Consider the following 15,389-nt stretch of genomic DNA (forward strand, 5'->3'; position numbering starts at 1 on the left):
CACCGCTCCGAACGTGATCCTAGTGGCAGGGAATGCCGACATCGGCCGGCGACATCCCGCTCGCAAGCCGACGCCCGACGTGGAACAAGACCTTCTCGATCAGCGCCACGGTCGTTGGATCGCCATCGTGCTTGGCGAGGTGATAGGCGATGAGCAGGTTGTCGCTGATATCTCCGAGCAGGTCCGACGACTCGATCTGAAGGTCCACGGCGTGCGGCTCCTGTAGAGCCGCCTCTTCGCCGGCGGGCCGAGCGCATGCCGTCTGCGAGACTTCGATGACGTGACGCGCGGCGTCGATCATCGCCCGCATCTCCGCGAGCAATTCCAAACTTGTTGCGTCTTCGGGCGTGTCGTTACGCATGGTCCGGTCCCCCAACCATCCCCAAACTGCACCTACAGGTTGCGGTCCGTCAACCACTTACCTGCACATCTTCGAGGCATGAGGGAATTATATCGCGCTTGCTCCGGGTTTTTCCCTGCGACGCTGAGCCGGACATTACCTTCGAGACAAACGAGCTACAACCAAAGGGTGCAGAAGCATATCGAGCCGTATCGCGCCGCCAGGCCCGGCATTCGGTCCTGAAACGCAAGAACGCCCCCGCGAAGATATCCGCGAGGGCGTCGATATTCTCAGTCCGTGCGACGAGCGCTAACGAACCGTTACTTGATCAGGGCAAGCAGCGCCTTGCCGGCCTTGGAGTTCAGCTCCTTGGCGTCGAGGGTGCCGTCACCATCCGGGTCGGCCGCCTTGAAGCGGTCGGCGACGGCAGCGAGGTATTCCTTCTTGTCGATGGTGCCGTCGCTATCCGGATCGGCCTGCTTCAGGCCAGCCTTGCTCAGACGGCCCTTCAGTTCCTTGGCGTCGAGGGTGCCGTCGGAATCCTTCTCCAGACGATCGAAGGTTGCCGAGGCGACGGCCTCCACTTCCTTGAGGTCGACGGTGCCGTCGTTGTCGGTGTCGATCATCTTGACGGCGCTGGCGCCGCTCACCGGCTTGGCCAGGGCGGCGGGGACGGCGAGACCGGAGACGGCGAATGCGACCGCCGCGAAACCACTGATGAAACGAAGTGCCATTGCCAAATGCTCCCGAAACATGATGCGTGATCTTCCTAGTCTCGCCCTGGCTTTGCCGCAAGTGCGAAATTGGCTGGGCAACGCTGCACCCAGAGAAGCACAAACGTGAAAAAGGGGCCGGCAAAGGCCGACCCCTCTTACGATCATCAGATCACACTACGTTGTCGGCAGGCCGGCTCAGTAGCCATAGCCGCGACGGACGGCCGGGCGATCATCCTCGAAGCGTTGGCGGCGATACATCCGGTCATCGTCGTCGGCGCGATCGCGGTCCCGGCGATATTCCTCGCGCCGGAAGTCACGCTCCCGCTGACCGCGGGAGCGAAGATCGACGCTGGGGCCGTCGGGTCCGATATCGATGCGCTGGGCCGAGGCCGGAACGACGGTCGCGAGGGAGGCGGCCAAGATGGCGCCGGCGAGCAGGGTCTTCATGGGACACTCCTTCGTGCGTTGGAGGCCCAACACAGTCTCGTGAGGATCGTTCCCGATTCGCCCCAGGCTTTCCCCGACGCACAGCGTGGATCAGACCGGCCTCAGGCCAAGGTCGACAAGTCCTGAAACCAGTGCTGTGCCTGGACATAGTTCTTTACCCGCGGCGACAATGCGTGCGGATTGGTATCGTGCACCACCCAGACCTGCACCGCGTCATCGACGACGATTTCGTGGATGCGGGCGAGGAGCTTGTTCTGCTCATCCGGGTCCAGGCTCGCCTTCACCTTGTCGCAGAGGGCATCCACCTCGGGATTGCGGTAGTGGCTCCAGTTCACGCCGCCCGGGGCGATCTGCTTCGAATCGTAGAAGCGGAGGATCGCGTAGAACGGGTCCGAGGTGACGTAGGCGATGTTGCCGGCGGTGATGCCCTTGAGGCTCGGATCGGCCGCGCCCTGGCGCCAGGCCGTGTAGGCGACCTCCAGTTCCACCGTCTTGAACTCGACCTGGATGCCGATCTCGGCCCAGCTCTGCTGGATGAACTCGTTGATCGGCAGCGACAGCATCTGCCCGGTGCCGCCGGTGGGGATCATGATCGTGGCCTTCACCGGGTTCTGGACCGAGAAGCCGGCCTCCTGAACGAGCTTGCGGGCCTGATCGACGTCGGTCTTGATCTGGAAGCTGGGCTTGCCGAACCAGGGGCTCGACGTCTGCATCTGGCCGACCGCCGGCTGGGCGAGGCCGCCGAGCAACTGGACGACGCCCTCGCGGTCGATGGCGAGGTTGGCGGCCTTGCGCAGGCGCAGATCGCGCCAGGGCGAGCCCTCCAGCATCGACAGGTGGTAGTTCCAGACATGCGGCGTGTCGTTGCCGACGACGCGCATGCCGGATGCCTTGAGGCGCGGAACCGCGTCGGGGGCCGGCGCCTCGATCAGGTCGACGTTGCCGGAGAGCAGCGCGTTCACCCGGGCGAGGTCCTCGGGCACGCAGGTCAGGGTCAGCTTGGAGAGCTTCGGCACGCGCTTCGGGTTCCAGTAGCCGGCATTCGGCAGCAGCTCGAGGCGGACCCGGGGGACCAGCTGGCCCATCTTGAACGGCCCGGTGCCCGAGGGCTGGAACGCGAACTTGGCCCAGTCGCGCCCGACCGCCTCGTATTGCGCGGGCGAAGAGATCAGGAACCACAGCATCTGGTAGGGGAACAGGCTGTCGGGGTTCTTGGTGGTCACCTGGACGGTCTTGGCGTCGAGCTTCCGATAGCTCGCGACACCCGGCAGCCGCGGACGGACCTGGGCGGCCTGCCGCTGGTCGAAATGCGGCGCCTCCTTGTTGAGAACCTTGTCGAAGTTCCAGATCACCGCATCGGCATCGAAGGCCGAGCCGTCATGGAATGTCACGCCCTCGCGCAGGTGGAAGATCCAGATCTTGGGATCGGCCTTGTCGACCTCCCAGGCGGTGGCGAGGCCGGGGATCATCGTGCCGGGCCGATCGGCGATCCCGAGATCCCAGGCCACTAGGGGATCGTAGAGCGTCAGGCCGGTGAACTGGTAGCCGCCGGCGCCCCGGTCCGGCTGGCCGGTGGTGAGCGGCAGGTCGGTCATCGAGATGCCGTAGGTCAGGCTACCGGCGGCTGCGCCCTGCGCGCCAGCCCGGCCCGCCGTACCCAACACCGCCAGGGCGGCGCCCCCGGCCATGAGCGCGCGGCGTGTCGGCTTGATCGGGTCCATCGTGTCTCTCGGCAGGAGGGGACGCGCGGCCAATCGGCGTCGCCCCCTCCGTCGAGAGCACCGCTTGGGGGCCGCATACGGCATCTTGCATGCATCGTGCCCAACGCGGCTGCCGCCGGTATTCCGACCCTCAGGCCGCCCAGACCTGCCCCGGCCGCAGGGCCAGGAACCGCTCTGGGGCGATGCCCTGCGCCTCCAGCGCCGCGGCCAGCGCCTCGACGGGGCGCTCGATGCCCTCGTCGGTGAGCTGGAAGGTGCCCCAATGGTGGCCGAGCGCCTGCTCGGCCCCGAGGAGCGCGAACGCCTCCACGGCCTCGGCCGGATTGACGTGCTGGGCCTGCATGAACCAGCGCGGCTCGTAGGCACCGATCGGCAGCGTCGCCAGGCGCGGGGCTCCGAACCGGGCGCGGATGTCGCGAAACAGGCCGCCGTCGCCGAAGCCGGTATCGCCGACATGGTAGTGGACCCCCTGGGCCGCGGTGAGCACGAAGGCGCACCACAGGGCCATGCGCCGGTCCTGCACGCCGCGGGCGGACCAGTGGTTGGCGGGGGTCAGGTGGACGGCCAGTCCGTCGCCGAGATCGACCGATTCGCCCCAGTCGCGGGTTTCGACATGCATCGTGTCGTCGAAGTTGCGCAGGATCGTGTCGTTGCCCAGCGGCGCCACGATCAGCGGCTGGTGGGCCTGCCAGATCCGGGCGAGGCTCGGCCCATCGAGATGGTCGTAATGGTTGTGGGTGATCAGGACCACGTCGATCGGGGGCAGATCACCGAACGCGATCCCTGGCGGATTGACCCGCTTCGGTCCGGCGAAGCGCAGCGGGCTGGCACGCTTGGCGAAAACCGGATCGATCAGGATGTTGCGGCCAGCGACCTGCACGAGATAGCTCGCATGGCCGATCAGCACGACGCGCAGCGATCCGCTGCGTTCGGGCGGACGGTCCGCGGGGAACGGGCTGGGGTAGCTCTTGGGCCAGGGCTCGCGCTGCCGCTTGGCCTGCCAGCGCAGCACGTCCGGCAGCGACTTGTCGGTGGCCTGGTCCGGCAGGAAGAATCGCAGCCCATCGAAATGATCGGATTTCGATCCGCGATAATACGGGTTCTTGCCCCGCCGGTGAGCGGCATAGCCCACGCCGCCGAGCGTCATGACCGTGGCCGCACTCGCGACCGTGAGCAGGCTGCGCCGTTTCATGGAGAGGACATGGCCGGCAAGGCGCCGTGGTCAAGCTCCTTCGGCCGCGACGGGGAGCCTCAGGGTCGTCTTTGCCTCACTCGACCGCTTCCGCGGCGAGCGACAGGCGCGCGCGGAACACCACCTTGCCGACCGCGTCGCGCACGCTGGCGACATAATCCTGGCGCTCGACGTCGGGCAGCATGTCGCGGGCGATCGCCGACATGATCCGGGTCACCTTGGCGCGAGCGGCGGGCAGATCCGGCAGGTCGAAGCCGACCTCGTCGCGGACCGGCTGGGAGCCGTCATGGAGGTCGATGAAGAAGCGAGGCATCGGCGCGCAGCGTCTCGAGGGAAATAATTCCATAACATGAGTGCGCAATTATAGTTAATGATGCGTTAATCGCCTCGAATAGTTATCTATAACTTTCCTACAAATCAGGAGCGCCAGCGCAGCTCGCGCTGTTCCAGCGGGTTCACGAACGCACGACCCGCCCGGGCCGATTCCAGGGCCTCGCGCTTGAGGCGGAAATACCATTGCGAGGGCAGGTCGCCCTGGCCGAACAGCACCATGGTCGGCTTGCGGTCCAGGCCGTCCTGGGCGTGCTGGAGCACCTGCTGGTCCTGGGTCAGGAACTGCCGCATCAGCGGCCGGGCGACGGGCTTGAGCAGATTCAGCGCCGGCATGCTCCAGTAGAGGGCGTTGGTGAGCAGCGTGCGGTCCGGCGTGAGCGGCGTCGCGAAGGTGTAATTGGCCACGCGCTTCTCGCCGGCGCGGATGCGCTCCAGGCGGACGCCGGGGAGCCGGAATTCGATCTCGACCTCCGGCACGCCGCCGAGCAGGCGGTAGACCGGTGAGCTGGTCGTGGTGGCGTGGCTGGTCATGACGAAGCCGTGCGGCACCGGCTGAAACGTCTTCACCTTTTCGCGCAGCTGCTTCGACGGGCGGAACCACCAGCTGTCATGCACGAAGGCGACGTGCCCGGGATCGACCAGGCTCAAGGTGGTGAGGTCGTAGGAGGCCTCGACCACCAGTTCGACGACCAGAGACCCGGCCGGCTCGAAATCCAGTTCCGGCACCGCCGGCACCGCGCCGGAGGCGGGGCCGAGATGCGGGTTCACCCACAGGAACCCGGCGCTCTCGCAGACCGGGAAGCGCTGAACTTGGATGCGTGAGAAATCGGCGGCATCATGCTCGGAGAGCGTCGGCACATCGCGGCAGCGCCCATCCGTGCCGAAGCGCCAGCCGTGGAACGGGCACATCAGCGTGTCGCCGTCGAAGCGGCCCTTCGACAGGGCCATGCCGCGATGCGGGCAGCGGTCGCGCAGGGCAAAGGGGATTCCGTCCGGCGCGCGGCCCAGGACGATCTGCTCGCCGTTCAGCTCCACGGCGCGAAGCCCGGTGCGACCGAGGCTGCGGGACTGGCCGACGCAGTACCACGCATTGCCGAGCGGCTGGCGCATGGCCTCGGGATCGAGGGCGGCGTCTTCAGCGGGACGCGGCAGGGACGTGACGGGAGCGGTCAAGGGGTTTCGGGCTGGCCTCGGAGCGCCGGTCATACGCCCGACAGCCGGGGCGGGGAAGCACGGGTGCGGGCGCCGGCACGGGGAGGACAAACGGGCGCAGCCGCGGGGCTTCACAAGCGGCGGTGAGCCACCTACCTTGGCATCACCCGCAACGAACGAAAGGAGGTGATCCAGTGTCTCATTGTCATCAGCCGTCAGTCTCGGCTTACCGGACCTGGACCGTCGCCTCCGGCGCGTCGTTCTAAGACGCGTCTGAGCCCCGATTTAGGGACAGTTCCGCCGGACATGTCGGTTCGGCAATGCGAAGGGCCATCCTCACGGGTGGCCCTTCGGCTTTTAAGAGCTTGAATGTTCAGCGCTTCGGAGCCTGGAACAGCGGCTGGGCCAGGGCCTCGGTCCGCGCCCGCCACAGGTCGCGCTCCTCGCGCAGGGCATCGCGCTCCGCCGCGATCGCGTGCCGTTCGACCCGCAGCGCGTCGCGCTCGGCAACGGCCCGGTCGCGCTCGATGCGCATGTGCTCGCGCTCCTGGCGGAACCGCTCGCGCTCGCTGCGGAACTCCTCGCGCTCGGCGCGGACATCCTCCTGCTCGGCGCGCAGATCCTCGATCGAGCCGATCTCCTCGCGGATATGCTCGCGCAGCGTCCGAATCTCCTCGGCCAGGATCGCCTGCAGCTCGTCCTGACGCTCGGCCTCCAGCCGTAGCTTGGCCTTGAGCATCAGGTTCTCGGCCATCAACTCGGACACGTCCGCGTCCTCGGCGGCCGACAGCGGCCCTTCGGGCTGCGCCACGAGCCGGGGCGACCACGCCGTCTCGGCACCGCGCGGCGCCTTGGTCTCCGCCTTGGTTTCCTGCAGAGCCTCTTCCGGCCGATCGTGGCCGCGCAGCTCGGCCGGGCTGTGGGTCTTCATCGTCGCGAGCCAATCCCGCAGGGGACCGGGGGCAATGCGGCTGCCGGTCTCGTGCGGCGGTAAAGTGCGGGCGGGTTCCGACATCGGCGGTCGTCCTGAACGGGTGCTGTCCGATCAGAGTCCCAACATGCTTAACGATCCGTAAAAGTTAATGGACGGGTTCAACCCTGAGGTGGTTTGCAGCCGAGGACACCGAAAATTGACTTTTGCGGCCGCGGCCGCTAACCCCCGCGCTTCCGATCCGTAGTTGATCGCCACGACACGAAGCCGACCGGCCCCTGAGGCCGGAGGTCAACGCCCGACAGCGCGTCCGCGCCCTCGGGCGCGATCTGTGTTGGGCCGATCCGCCGCGCCGGAATCCGCCGGTCGAGGCCTTCGCATGCCCCAAGTCGCCGTGACCCAAGCCGCATTGAACATTGCGGACGCGATCAACGAGACCTGCCCCTGGTCGGGCAAGCCGATTTCGGCCGACTCGCTGACGCTCTATAACGGCGCCGTCGTCGGCTTCTGCGATCCGGACTGCCGGGACAAATTCGCGAGCGCCGTGCGCAGCTTCGAGGCCGCCCTCCAGGCGCGCCGCGTCGAGCGCGCCGGCCTCGAACAGTAAGCGCGGGTCCGAAAAACCATGTTCGAAGGCCTGTCCGATCGCCTCTCCGGAATCCTCTCGGGGCTCACCCGCCGGGGTGCCCTGACGGAAGCCGACGTCACTGCAGCGATGCGCGAGGTCCGCCGCGCCCTGCTGGAAGCCGACGTGGCCCTGGAGGTTGTGCGCGGCTTCACCGACCGGGTGAAGGAGAAGGCGGTCGGCGCCGTCGTGCTCAAGTCGGTCACCCCCGGTCAGATGGTCGTCAAGATCGTCAACGACGAGCTGGTGGCGATGCTCGGCACCGATGCCGAGGTGATCGATCTCAACGCCCCCGCCCCGGTGCCGATCCTGATGGTCGGCCTTCAAGGCTCGGGCAAAACCACCACCACCGCCAAGATCGCCCGGCGTCTGTCCGAGCGCGAGAAGCGGAAGGTGCTGCTCGCCTCGCTCGATACCCGGCGCCCGGCCGCCATGGAGCAGCTCGCGGTGCTGGCCAAGCAGGTCGGCGTCGAGAGCCTGCCGATCGTGGCCGGCCAGTCGGCGGTGCAGATCGCCAAGCGCGCCATGGAGGCGGCCCGGCTGGGCGGCTTCGACGTGGTGATGCTCGACACCGCCGGCCGTACCACGGTCGACGAGGCCCTGATGGTCGAGGCGGCCGAAGTGAAGGCCGCGACCCGGCCCCACGAGGTGCTGCTGGTCGCCGACGCGCTCACCGGCCAGGACGCGGTCAACACCGCCCGTGCCTTCGACGAACGTCTCGGCGTCTCCGGCATCGTGCTCACCCGCATGGACGGTGATTCCCGAGGCGGCGCGGCGCTCTCGATGCGCGCCGTCACCGGCAAGCCGATCAAGCTCGTCGGCACCGGCGAGAAGGTCGATGCCCTTGAGGAGTTCCACCCGGCCCGCGTCGCCAACCGCATCCTCGGCATGGGCGACATCGTCTCCCTGGTCGAGAAGGCCGCCGAGACCATCGACCACGAGCAGGCGCTCCGCACCGCGGAGAAGATGCGCAAGGGCAAGTTCGACCTGGAGGATCTCTCCATGCAGCTCGCCCAGATGGAGAAGATGGGCGGCATCGGCGGCCTGATGGGCATGCTGCCCGGCATGGGCGCGATGAAGAAGCAGGTCGAGGGCGCCAACCTCGACGAGAAGATGTTCAAGCGCCAGCGGGCGATCATCTCGTCGATGACCCCGCACGAGCGCAAGAACCCCGATCTGCTGAAGAACTCCCGCAAGAAGCGCATCGCGGCGGGCTCTGGCGTCGATGTCTCGGAGATCAACAAGCTCCTGAAGATGCACCGGACCATGGCCGACATGATGAAGGCGATGGGCTCGGGCAAGCGTGGGATCGGGCAGGCGCTCGGCTCGATGTTCGGGCTCGGCGGCGGCGGCATGGGTGGTGGAATGGGCGGCGGAATGCCCGGCCTGCCCCCCGGCATGCCCGAGCCGACGCCCGAGCAGATCGCGCAGATCGAGAAGCAGTTCGGCGGCAAGCTGCCGCCGATGCCGCCGGGCCTGGGCGGAGGCGGTTTGGGCGGGATGCCGAAGATGCCAGGGCTTCCCGGCCTCGGCGGCGCGAAGCTGCCCGGCCTCGGTGGTTTCATGCCGGGGAAGAAGAAATGAGCGTCCTCGCCGCCCAAGCGGTCGATCCCGAGCTCGCGCGCCTGCGCGACAGCATCGACAATTTCGATGCGGCGCTGATCCATCTGCTCGCCGAGCGCTTCCGCTGCACGCAGCGGGTCGGCGAGCTCAAGGCCCGAAAGGGGATCCCCCCTTCCGATCCGGACCGGGAGGCGCGTCAGGTCGCCCGGCTCCGCACGCTCGCGGTCGACGCCAAGCTCGACCCCGATTTCGCCGAGAAGTTCCTGGCCTTCGTGGTCAAGGAAGTCATCCGGCACCACCAGACGATCGCGGCCAACCATGCGCCGCCGGTCGAAGAACAGAGAAAGTCGTAAAACAATGGCCCTGAAGATCCGTCTCACCCGTGGCGGCGCCAAGAAGCGCCCGTACTACCGCATCGTCGTCGCCGAGGCCCGCGCGCCCCGCGACGGCCGCTTCATCGATAAGGTCGGCGCTTACGACCCGATGAAGCCCAAGGACGATCCGGCCCGGATCCAGCTCGATGCCGAGAAGATCCAGGGCTGGCTCGCGAAGGGCGCGCAGCCGACCGACCGGGTCCTGCGCTTCCTCGACCAGGCCGGCCTGGCCAAGCGCCCGACCCGCAACAACCCGCAGAAGGCCGAGCCCGGCGAGAAGGCCAAGGAGCGCGCGACCAAGCGCGCCGAGAAGGCCGCGGCGCCCGCCGAGGACGCCGCCGCGTAAGGCGGCCTGGCCATGGCGCGCCGCCCCGCAGGTTCATTCTCCCGCGACGGCGGTCGCCGTGGCCGCGTCGGCACGGCGATCGGTGCCATCGCGCCCGAGGCCGCGACCTCGCCCAAGGCACCGGCCCCGAAGCCGGCAGTGCCGCCCGTGCCGCCCGACGCGAATCTCGTCCTCCTGGGCGAGTTCGGGCGCGCGCACGGGCTCAACGGCGAGATCCGCCTGAAATCCCACACCGGCGATCCGTTGGCGATTGCCGGCTACGGGCCGCTCCTGACCTCCGACGGTCGGACGCTGACCCTGTCGGGCGTACGCACCGCCCCCGGTTCCTCCCCCGACATCCTGATCGCCCGGGTCAAGGATATCGGCAGCCGGAGTGCCGCCGAGACGCTCAATCGCGTCGCCCTGTTCATCCCCCGCGACCGCCTGGCGGAGCCTGAGGATGACGACGAGGTCTACGCGGCCGACCTGGTCGGTGCCACCGCGATGGACGAGGCTGGAACCGTCGTCGGCACGGTCGTGGCGGTGCCGAATTACGGCGGCGGCGACCTCCTCGAACTCCGCCCCGCTGCGGGCGGCGCCACGGCGTTGCTGCCGTTCACCAAAGCGTTCGTGCCGGTCCTGGACCTCCCGCAGCGGCGTGTGACCGTGGTGCTTCCGGAGGATTTCTTCGCGCCGGTGGGCGAGAAGCCTGCCGACGATCCGGGCTGAAACCCCTATTCCGGAACTGGTGTGCCCGGCCGGCTCACGGCCCATCAATGCCAGGAAGCTCCGTCAGCGCGGCCACCAGGGCATCAACCACCAGGCGAACGCGCCGGATACGGATGCGGCCTGGCACGACCAGGATTGAGAGCGGAACGGGCTCGGGCACGTAGTCCGGCAGGACGTGGTCGATCGCGCCCGCCGCCAGCAGATCGTCGACGAGCCAGACATGGGCGGTCGCAATTCCGCGGCCCTGCGCCAGGGTCTCGGCCGCGGCCAAGCCGTGATCGACCAGTAGGCGGCCGCCCACTAGGACCCGGGTTGTCGTGCCGTCCGGCCCGTACAGGCACAGCGTGTCGCTGCCGGCGACATTGCTCATGCGGATCGTCGGATGCCGCGACAGGTCGTCCGGTCTCTCGGGCCGGCCGTGATCCGCGAGATAGCGACGCGACGCCACCAGGATCCTGCGCGAGCGGCCAACGGCCTTGCGCTGCAGGCTGCTCTCCGGCAGCGGGCCGAGCCGGATCGCCACATCCATCGCCTCACGCACGAGATCAATGCGCTCATCGGTCAGGCTGAGATCGACGTTGATTCCGGGATAGCGATCCTGGAACGCGAACAGCGCCCGGCAGACATGGCGAACGCCCAAAGCCGCCGTGCAGGACACCCGCACCGTGCCGGTCAGGTCGCCCCCCGCGTTCCGGACGCCGTCCGTGGCCTCCTCGACCATCCGCAGGATGGTGCGAGCCTCAGCGTGAAAGCGCCTTCCCTCGTCCGTCAGGATGATGCGCCGCGTGGTCCGGTTCAACAGCGTCGCGCCGAGCGCGGCTTCGAGCTCGGCCATGTGCCGGCTGACAGTCGATTGCCCAACGCCTTGCTCGCGCGCCACCGCCGACAGGCTGCCGCGCTCGACCACGCGGACGAAGCTGCGCATCCGCTCCAGCGTAACGTCCGATCTATCCATTGCGCGGAACGATCCTATCCCGCCGTGCCGTCTACCGGATGGTCGAACGGGCTTCTAGCTTCGCGGCTCCTCTTACCCAGCGAGACCGCCTCATGAAGATCCTCGTCGTCTCAGCCCATCCGGATCCCGCATCGCTGACGAACGCGCTGCGCGGCGTGGCGGTAGACCAGTTGGAGGCGGACCGACACGAAGTCCGCGTCACCGACCTCTACGCCGCGGGCTGGAAAAGTGCGGTCGATCGATTCGATTTCCCGAGCCTGCCGGAGGCGGCGCGCCTGCGGGTCCCGGCCGCGTCCAGCGCGGCGTTCGCCACCGGGACCCTGACAGACGACGTGATCACCGAACAGGCTAAGCTGCTCTGGGCGGATGCCCTGATCCTGGTGTTCCCACTCTGGTGGTTCTCAATGCCGGCGATCCTGAAAGGATGGGTCGACCGGGTCTACGCCTACGGGTTCGCCTACGGCGTCGGCGAGCATAGCGAGACCCGCTGGGGCGACCGCTACGGCGAGGGCACACTGGCCGGGAAACGCGCGATGCTGGTCGTGACCGCCGGCGGCTGGGAGAGCCATTACGGCCCCCGGGGGATCAACGGGCCGATCGACGATCTCCTGTTCCCGATCCAGCACGGCGTGCTGTTCTACCCAGGCTATGACGTGCTCCCGCCCTTTATCGTCTACCGAGCTGACGGACTGAGCGAGCGCGCCTTCGCGGCGACGGCAGAGAGCCTGCGGGCGCGGATGCGCACCCTGTTCAGCACACCCCCCGTCCCTTACCGGCGGCAGAACAGTGGGGATTACGCAATCCCGTCCATGGAACTGCGGCCCGACCTCACCCCAGATCTGAGCGGCTTCGCGGCCCATCTGGACGGATCGCAGTAGGACGCCGGCTGCGTGCCAGGATCCTGACCGCGCCAGCCGAAGCAGTCAGCGCGGCGTCACGGCATCCCGGCACGGGCGGATCGTCTCCGGGCGCGGCCGGTCCTCCGGCGCAGGCGCGACGAACACCGCTAGGTAGGCCCCTCCGCTCAGGAGGTGGAACCCGGTCTCCCGGTACCCGGCGGCGGCGAGTTCGCAGCGGAGCAGCGCTGGCGGGGTGCCGTGCCGCGATGGGATGTCGTCGGCGTCGACGATGCCGATCCGGCCGCCCGGGCGCATTGCCGGGGCGAGGTTGTGCAGCAGGCCGAAGGGCTGGGCGATCTCGTGGTACATGTGCACGAGGATCGCGGCATCGACCGAGGCCGGGGGCAGGCGCGGATCGTGGGCTTCGCCCCGCACCACCGTGACGTTGTCGAGCCCCTTCACACGCCGCTCCAGGCTTGCCAGGTAGGCGGGAGTCACGTCCTCGGCCAGGACCTTGCCATCGGGCCCGACCCGAGAACTCAGCCGCACCACGTAATAGCCGCTGCCGGCGCCGATATCGGCCACCGTCTCGCCGGGGGCGATACCCATCCCGCGGGCGACCGCATCGAACTCGCCGGCCTTGTCGCGCTCGGCCTCCGAGGACCATTGCGGCGCCACGATCTCGGCCACGGGCCGGTCGGGCTTTGGGAACGCATTAGCGGGAGCGCCAGGAGGCGACAGAGGCGCCGCCGCGAGGGCCGGTCCCGCCAGCAGGACGGTTAGGAGAAGCGTGCGCCGGATCATCGCCAACAACCCTCGATGGGCCCGAACGGTGCCCGGGGCGTTGACCGTGCCGCACCCCGCGCGCGATCAAGCGCCATGACGCGCGCGGAAACGCCCTGGCGGGCCACGATCCTCACCCTCTACCCGGAGATGTTCCCGGGGCCGCTCGGCGTGTCCCTGTCGGGCGATGCGCTCGCCCGGGGCGACTGGAGCCTGGAAGCCCGCAACATCCGCGAGCACGGGCTCGGCCGCCACCGGGCGGTGGACGATACGCCGGCCGGCGGCGTCGCCGGCATGGTGCTGCGCTGCGACGTGCTCGCCGCCGCCATCGACGCGGCGACCGAACCGGACGATTCACGGCCCCGGCTGCTGATGTCCCCCCGCGGCCGGCCTCTGAGCCAGGCCCGGGTCCGGGAGCTATCGGCCGGGCCGGGGGCGCTGATCGTCTGCGGCCGCTTCGAGGGGGTGGACGAGCGGGTGATCGCCGGCCGCGGCCTGGAGGAGGTCTCGATCGGCGATTACGTGCTGTCGGGCGGTGAGATCGCCGCCCTGGTGGTGCTCGACGCCTGCGTGCGGCTCCTGCCCGGGGTGATGGGCAAGGCGCAATCCGGCATCGAGGAGAGCTTCGAGGGCGGGCTGCTCGAATATCCCCACTACACCCGGCCCCGGGACTGGGAGGGCCGTCCGATCCCGGAGGTGCTGTCGGGCGGCAATCACGGAGCCATTGCCCGCTGGCGACGGGCGGAGGCCGAGCGGATCACTGCCGAGCGGCGCCCGGACCTTCAGGCGGGTTCCAATCAGGCCGGCTCCAAGTCGATCACCGGTCCGTCGAGGTCGTAATCCAGCGGATCGAGCTGGAGCGGCTGCCCTGCGGGACGGCGCAGCCGACCCGCCAGGGCCAGGCGGGTCGCTAACGCACCGATAACCATAAGTAAAACCGACCAAGCCGACACTATCGCAGCACTGTGGAAAGACATCAGCGTACCTCAAACACAACACGGCACGGCATTAAGGCTAACGACCCAAGATTAATCGACGGTTCCAGACCGCCGGACGGCTCGTCCCGGCCTTGGCCATGCGCCGAAGACTATAGACCGGACAAGCGCTTGCCAGGGCCCCGGATTGGGCGCATCCCCGGCGCGGGACACTCCTCCCCGCCGAGGAGCGCCCATCTGCAAGGATGGATCCGACGATGAGCCGACCCGACAGGCGCCCGCGCGTTCCGCATTTCTCGTCCGGCCCCTGCGCCAAGCGTCCGGGCTGGACGCCGGCCGCCCTGGCCGATGCCGCGCTCGGCCGGTCGCACCGCTCCAGCATCGGCAAGGCCAAGCTCGGCCGGGCGATCGACCTGACCCGGTCGGTCCTGCAGGTGCCCGACGATTACCGGATCGGCATCGTGCCGGCCTCCGACACCGGCGCCGTCGAGATGGCGATGTGGACCCTGCTCGGGCCGCGCCCCGTGGAGGTCGCCGCCTGGGAGGCGTTCGGCAAGGAGTGGGTCACCGACGCGCTCAAGCAGCTCAAGATCGCGCCCAGGATCCACCAGACGCCCTACGGCGTGCTGCCGGACCTGTCGGCGATCGACACCCGGACCAGCGACGTGGTCTTCACCTGGAACGGCACCGCCGCCGGCGTGAAGGTGCCGAATGGCGACTGGATCGCCGCCGACCGCGCCGGCCTGACGATCTGCGACGCGACCTCGGCGGCCTTCGCGCAACCGCTGGCGTGGGACAAGCTCGATGTCGTCACCTTCTCCTGGCAGAAGGTGATGGGCGGCGAGGCCGCGCACGGCATGCTGATCCTCTCGCCCCGGGCGGTGGCGCGGCTCGAAAGCCACGTCCCGGCCTGGCCGCTGCCGAAGGTGTTCCGGCTCGCCAAGGACGGCAAGCTGATCGAGGGCATCTTCAAGGGCGACACGATCAACACGCCCTCGATGCTGGCGGTGGAGGATTACCTTGACACCCTCGACTGGGCGGTGCGGATCGGCGGCCTGCCGGCGCTCCACGCCCGGGCCGACGCCAACGCAGCGGTGATCTACGACTGGGTCGCCCGGACCCCGTGGATCGCGCCGCTGGCGGTCGACCCCGCGACCTACTCGAACACCGGCGTCTGCCTGGTGATCGCCGACCCGGACGTGCTCGCCCGCGGCGACGCGGCGGTGGCGGCGCTCGCCGGGGGGATCGTCGAGCGCCTGGACCGCGAGGGCGTCGCCCTCGACCTCGGCGCCTACCGCGACGCCCCGGCGGGCCTGCGGGTCTGGGGCGGCGCCACCGTCGGGACCGCCGATCTCGGAGCGCCGACGCCGTGGCCGGACTGGGGGTTCGCCGAGGAGAAGGCGGCGCCGAGCCAAGCGGCGTAGCGGGG

Annotated in this window: 18 protein-coding genes; 8 read left to right on the top strand and 10 right to left on the bottom strand. The window is 68.7% G+C overall.

The features are described 5' to 3' along the window. Positions 1-19: 19 nt before the first annotated feature. The 8 genes from AO398_RS20820 to AO398_RS20855 all read right to left on the bottom strand — a co-directional run bounded on the left by AO398_RS20820 (position 20) and on the right by AO398_RS20855 (position 6,916). The gene (locus tag AO398_RS20820) at positions 20-301 is read right to left on the bottom strand and encodes a hypothetical protein (protein WP_152997584.1); all 282 of its coding nucleotides are present in this window, start codon (positions 299-301) and stop codon (positions 20-22) included. 359 nt (positions 302-660) lie between these two features. After that, complete coding sequence (locus tag AO398_RS20825) at positions 661-1,074, bottom strand: histidine kinase (protein WP_058194090.1); 414 nt, start codon at positions 1,072-1,074, stop codon at positions 661-663. A 177-nt stretch (positions 1,075-1,251) separates the two neighbouring features. Then, complete coding sequence (locus tag AO398_RS20830; RefSeq protein ID WP_058194091.1) at positions 1,252-1,503, bottom strand: hypothetical protein; 252 nt, start codon at positions 1,501-1,503, stop codon at positions 1,252-1,254. Between the two features lie 101 nt (positions 1,504-1,604). Continuing rightward, on the bottom strand, positions 1,605-3,224 hold the full coding sequence (locus tag AO398_RS20835) for an ABC transporter substrate-binding protein (protein WP_058194092.1): 1,620 nt from the start codon (positions 3,222-3,224) through the stop codon (positions 1,605-1,607). A 130-nt stretch (positions 3,225-3,354) separates the two neighbouring features. Beyond that, the gene (locus AO398_RS20840) at positions 3,355-4,416 is read right to left on the bottom strand and encodes an MBL fold metallo-hydrolase (protein WP_058194093.1); all 1,062 of its coding nucleotides are present in this window, start codon (positions 4,414-4,416) and stop codon (positions 3,355-3,357) included. Positions 4,417-4,492: 76 nt separating this feature from the next. Then, positions 4,493-4,729 (bottom strand): hypothetical protein, encoded by a 237-nt coding sequence (locus AO398_RS20845; protein ID WP_058194094.1) that lies wholly within the window; start codon positions 4,727-4,729, stop codon positions 4,493-4,495. A 104-nt stretch (positions 4,730-4,833) separates the two neighbouring features. After that, positions 4,834-5,955, bottom strand: a complete 1,122-nt coding sequence (locus AO398_RS20850) for an aromatic ring-hydroxylating dioxygenase subunit alpha (protein WP_082643376.1) — start codon at positions 5,953-5,955, stop codon at positions 4,834-4,836. 319 nt (positions 5,956-6,274) lie between these two features. Next, positions 6,275-6,916 carry a hypothetical protein gene (locus AO398_RS20855; protein ID WP_058194095.1) on the bottom strand — a complete coding sequence of 214 codons (642 nt, stop codon included), beginning with the start codon at positions 6,914-6,916 and terminating at the stop codon, positions 6,275-6,277. A gap of 295 nt (positions 6,917-7,211) precedes the next feature. On the opposite strand from AO398_RS20855, the gene AO398_RS20860 reads away from it, so the two are divergent. The 5 genes from AO398_RS20860 to rimM are packed head-to-tail and all read left to right on the top strand — an operon-like array spanning position 7,212 to position 10,448. Further along, entirely contained in the window at positions 7,212-7,439 is a 228-nt protein-coding gene (locus AO398_RS20860; RefSeq protein ID WP_058194096.1) for a hypothetical protein, read from the top strand. A gap of 18 nt (positions 7,440-7,457) precedes the next feature. Next, a complete protein-coding gene (gene ffh / locus AO398_RS20865; RefSeq protein WP_058194097.1) occupies positions 7,458-9,041 on the top strand; it encodes a signal recognition particle protein in 1,584 nt (527 codons plus the stop codon). Then, entirely contained in the window at positions 9,038-9,373 is a 336-nt protein-coding gene (locus AO398_RS20870; RefSeq protein WP_058194098.1) for a chorismate mutase, read from the top strand. Before ffh ends, AO398_RS20870 begins: the two co-directional genes overlap by 4 nt. A 4-nt stretch (positions 9,374-9,377) precedes the next feature. After that, on the top strand, positions 9,378-9,740 hold the full coding sequence (rpsP, locus tag AO398_RS20875; protein WP_058194099.1) for a 30S ribosomal protein S16: 363 nt from the start codon (positions 9,378-9,380) through the stop codon (positions 9,738-9,740). Positions 9,741-9,752: 12 nt separating this feature from the next. Then, positions 9,753-10,448, top strand: a complete 696-nt coding sequence (rimM, locus tag AO398_RS20880) for a ribosome maturation factor RimM (protein ID WP_058194100.1) — start codon at positions 9,753-9,755, stop codon at positions 10,446-10,448. A gap of 34 nt (positions 10,449-10,482) precedes the next feature. Here the strand turns inward: rimM and AO398_RS20885 are convergent, their stop codons facing one another. Next, positions 10,483-11,403 (bottom strand): LysR family transcriptional regulator, encoded by a 921-nt coding sequence (locus AO398_RS20885; RefSeq protein WP_058194101.1) that lies wholly within the window; start codon positions 11,401-11,403, stop codon positions 10,483-10,485. 92 nt (positions 11,404-11,495) lie between these two features. Between AO398_RS20885 and AO398_RS20890 the strand changes: the two genes are divergently transcribed. Further along, complete coding sequence (locus tag AO398_RS20890; protein WP_058194102.1) at positions 11,496-12,281, top strand: NAD(P)H-dependent oxidoreductase; 786 nt, start codon at positions 11,496-11,498, stop codon at positions 12,279-12,281. A 45-nt stretch (positions 12,282-12,326) separates the two neighbouring features. Here AO398_RS20890 and AO398_RS20895 read toward each other — a convergent pair whose 3' ends face one another. After that, positions 12,327-13,046: a methyltransferase domain-containing protein gene (locus AO398_RS20895; protein ID WP_058194103.1), complete on the bottom strand. Its 720-nt coding sequence runs from the start codon at positions 13,044-13,046 to the stop codon at positions 12,327-12,329. 75 nt (positions 13,047-13,121) lie between these two features. Here AO398_RS20895 and trmD point away from each other — a divergent pair, with 75 nt between their 5' ends. Further along, entirely contained in the window at positions 13,122-13,865 is a 744-nt protein-coding gene (trmD, locus tag AO398_RS20900; RefSeq protein ID WP_058194104.1) for a tRNA (guanosine(37)-N1)-methyltransferase TrmD, read from the top strand. Between the two features lie 352 nt (positions 13,866-14,217). Then, the gene (locus AO398_RS20905) at positions 14,218-15,384 is read left to right on the top strand and encodes a phosphoserine transaminase (RefSeq protein ID WP_058194124.1); all 1,167 of its coding nucleotides are present in this window, start codon (positions 14,218-14,220) and stop codon (positions 15,382-15,384) included. The last annotated feature ends 5 nt before the right edge of the window (positions 15,385-15,389 follow it).

The sequence above is a fragment of the Methylobacterium sp. GXS13 genome, from assembly GCF_001455965.1.
Lineage (GTDB): Bacteria > Pseudomonadota > Alphaproteobacteria > Rhizobiales > Beijerinckiaceae > Methylobacterium.

Coding starts and splice junctions, on each gene's coding strand:
- AO398_RS20820 (WP_152997584.1), bottom strand. CDS start 301: ATGATCGACGCCGCGCGTCACGTCATCGAAGTCTCGCAGACGGCATGC.
- AO398_RS20825 (WP_058194090.1), bottom strand. CDS start 1,074: ATGGCACTTCGTTTCATCAGTGGTTTCGCGGCGGTCGCATTCGCCGTC.
- AO398_RS20830 (WP_058194091.1), bottom strand. CDS start 1,503: ATGAAGACCCTGCTCGCCGGCGCCATCTTGGCCGCCTCCCTCGCGACC.
- AO398_RS20835 (WP_058194092.1), bottom strand. CDS start 3,224: ATGGACCCGATCAAGCCGACACGCCGCGCGCTCATGGCCGGGGGCGCC.
- AO398_RS20840 (WP_058194093.1), bottom strand. CDS start 4,416: ATGAAACGGCGCAGCCTGCTCACGGTCGCGAGTGCGGCCACGGTCATG.
- AO398_RS20845 (WP_058194094.1), bottom strand. CDS start 4,729: ATGCCTCGCTTCTTCATCGACCTCCATGACGGCTCCCAGCCGGTCCGC.
- AO398_RS20850 (WP_082643376.1), bottom strand. CDS start 5,955: ATGACCGGCGCTCCGAGGCCAGCCCGAAACCCCTTGACCGCTCCCGTC.
- AO398_RS20855 (WP_058194095.1), bottom strand. CDS start 6,916: ATGTCGGAACCCGCCCGCACTTTACCGCCGCACGAGACCGGCAGCCGC.
- AO398_RS20860 (WP_058194096.1), top strand. CDS start 7,212: ATGCCCCAAGTCGCCGTGACCCAAGCCGCATTGAACATTGCGGACGCG.
- ffh (WP_058194097.1), top strand. CDS start 7,458: ATGTTCGAAGGCCTGTCCGATCGCCTCTCCGGAATCCTCTCGGGGCTC.
- AO398_RS20870 (WP_058194098.1), top strand. CDS start 9,038: ATGAGCGTCCTCGCCGCCCAAGCGGTCGATCCCGAGCTCGCGCGCCTG.
- rpsP (WP_058194099.1), top strand. CDS start 9,378: ATGGCCCTGAAGATCCGTCTCACCCGTGGCGGCGCCAAGAAGCGCCCG.
- rimM (WP_058194100.1), top strand. CDS start 9,753: ATGGCGCGCCGCCCCGCAGGTTCATTCTCCCGCGACGGCGGTCGCCGT.
- AO398_RS20885 (WP_058194101.1), bottom strand. CDS start 11,403: ATGGATAGATCGGACGTTACGCTGGAGCGGATGCGCAGCTTCGTCCGC.
- AO398_RS20890 (WP_058194102.1), top strand. CDS start 11,496: ATGAAGATCCTCGTCGTCTCAGCCCATCCGGATCCCGCATCGCTGACG.
- AO398_RS20895 (WP_058194103.1), bottom strand. CDS start 13,046: ATGATCCGGCGCACGCTTCTCCTAACCGTCCTGCTGGCGGGACCGGCC.
- trmD (WP_058194104.1), top strand. CDS start 13,122: ATGACGCGCGCGGAAACGCCCTGGCGGGCCACGATCCTCACCCTCTAC.
- AO398_RS20905 (WP_058194124.1), top strand. CDS start 14,218: ATGAGCCGACCCGACAGGCGCCCGCGCGTTCCGCATTTCTCGTCCGGC.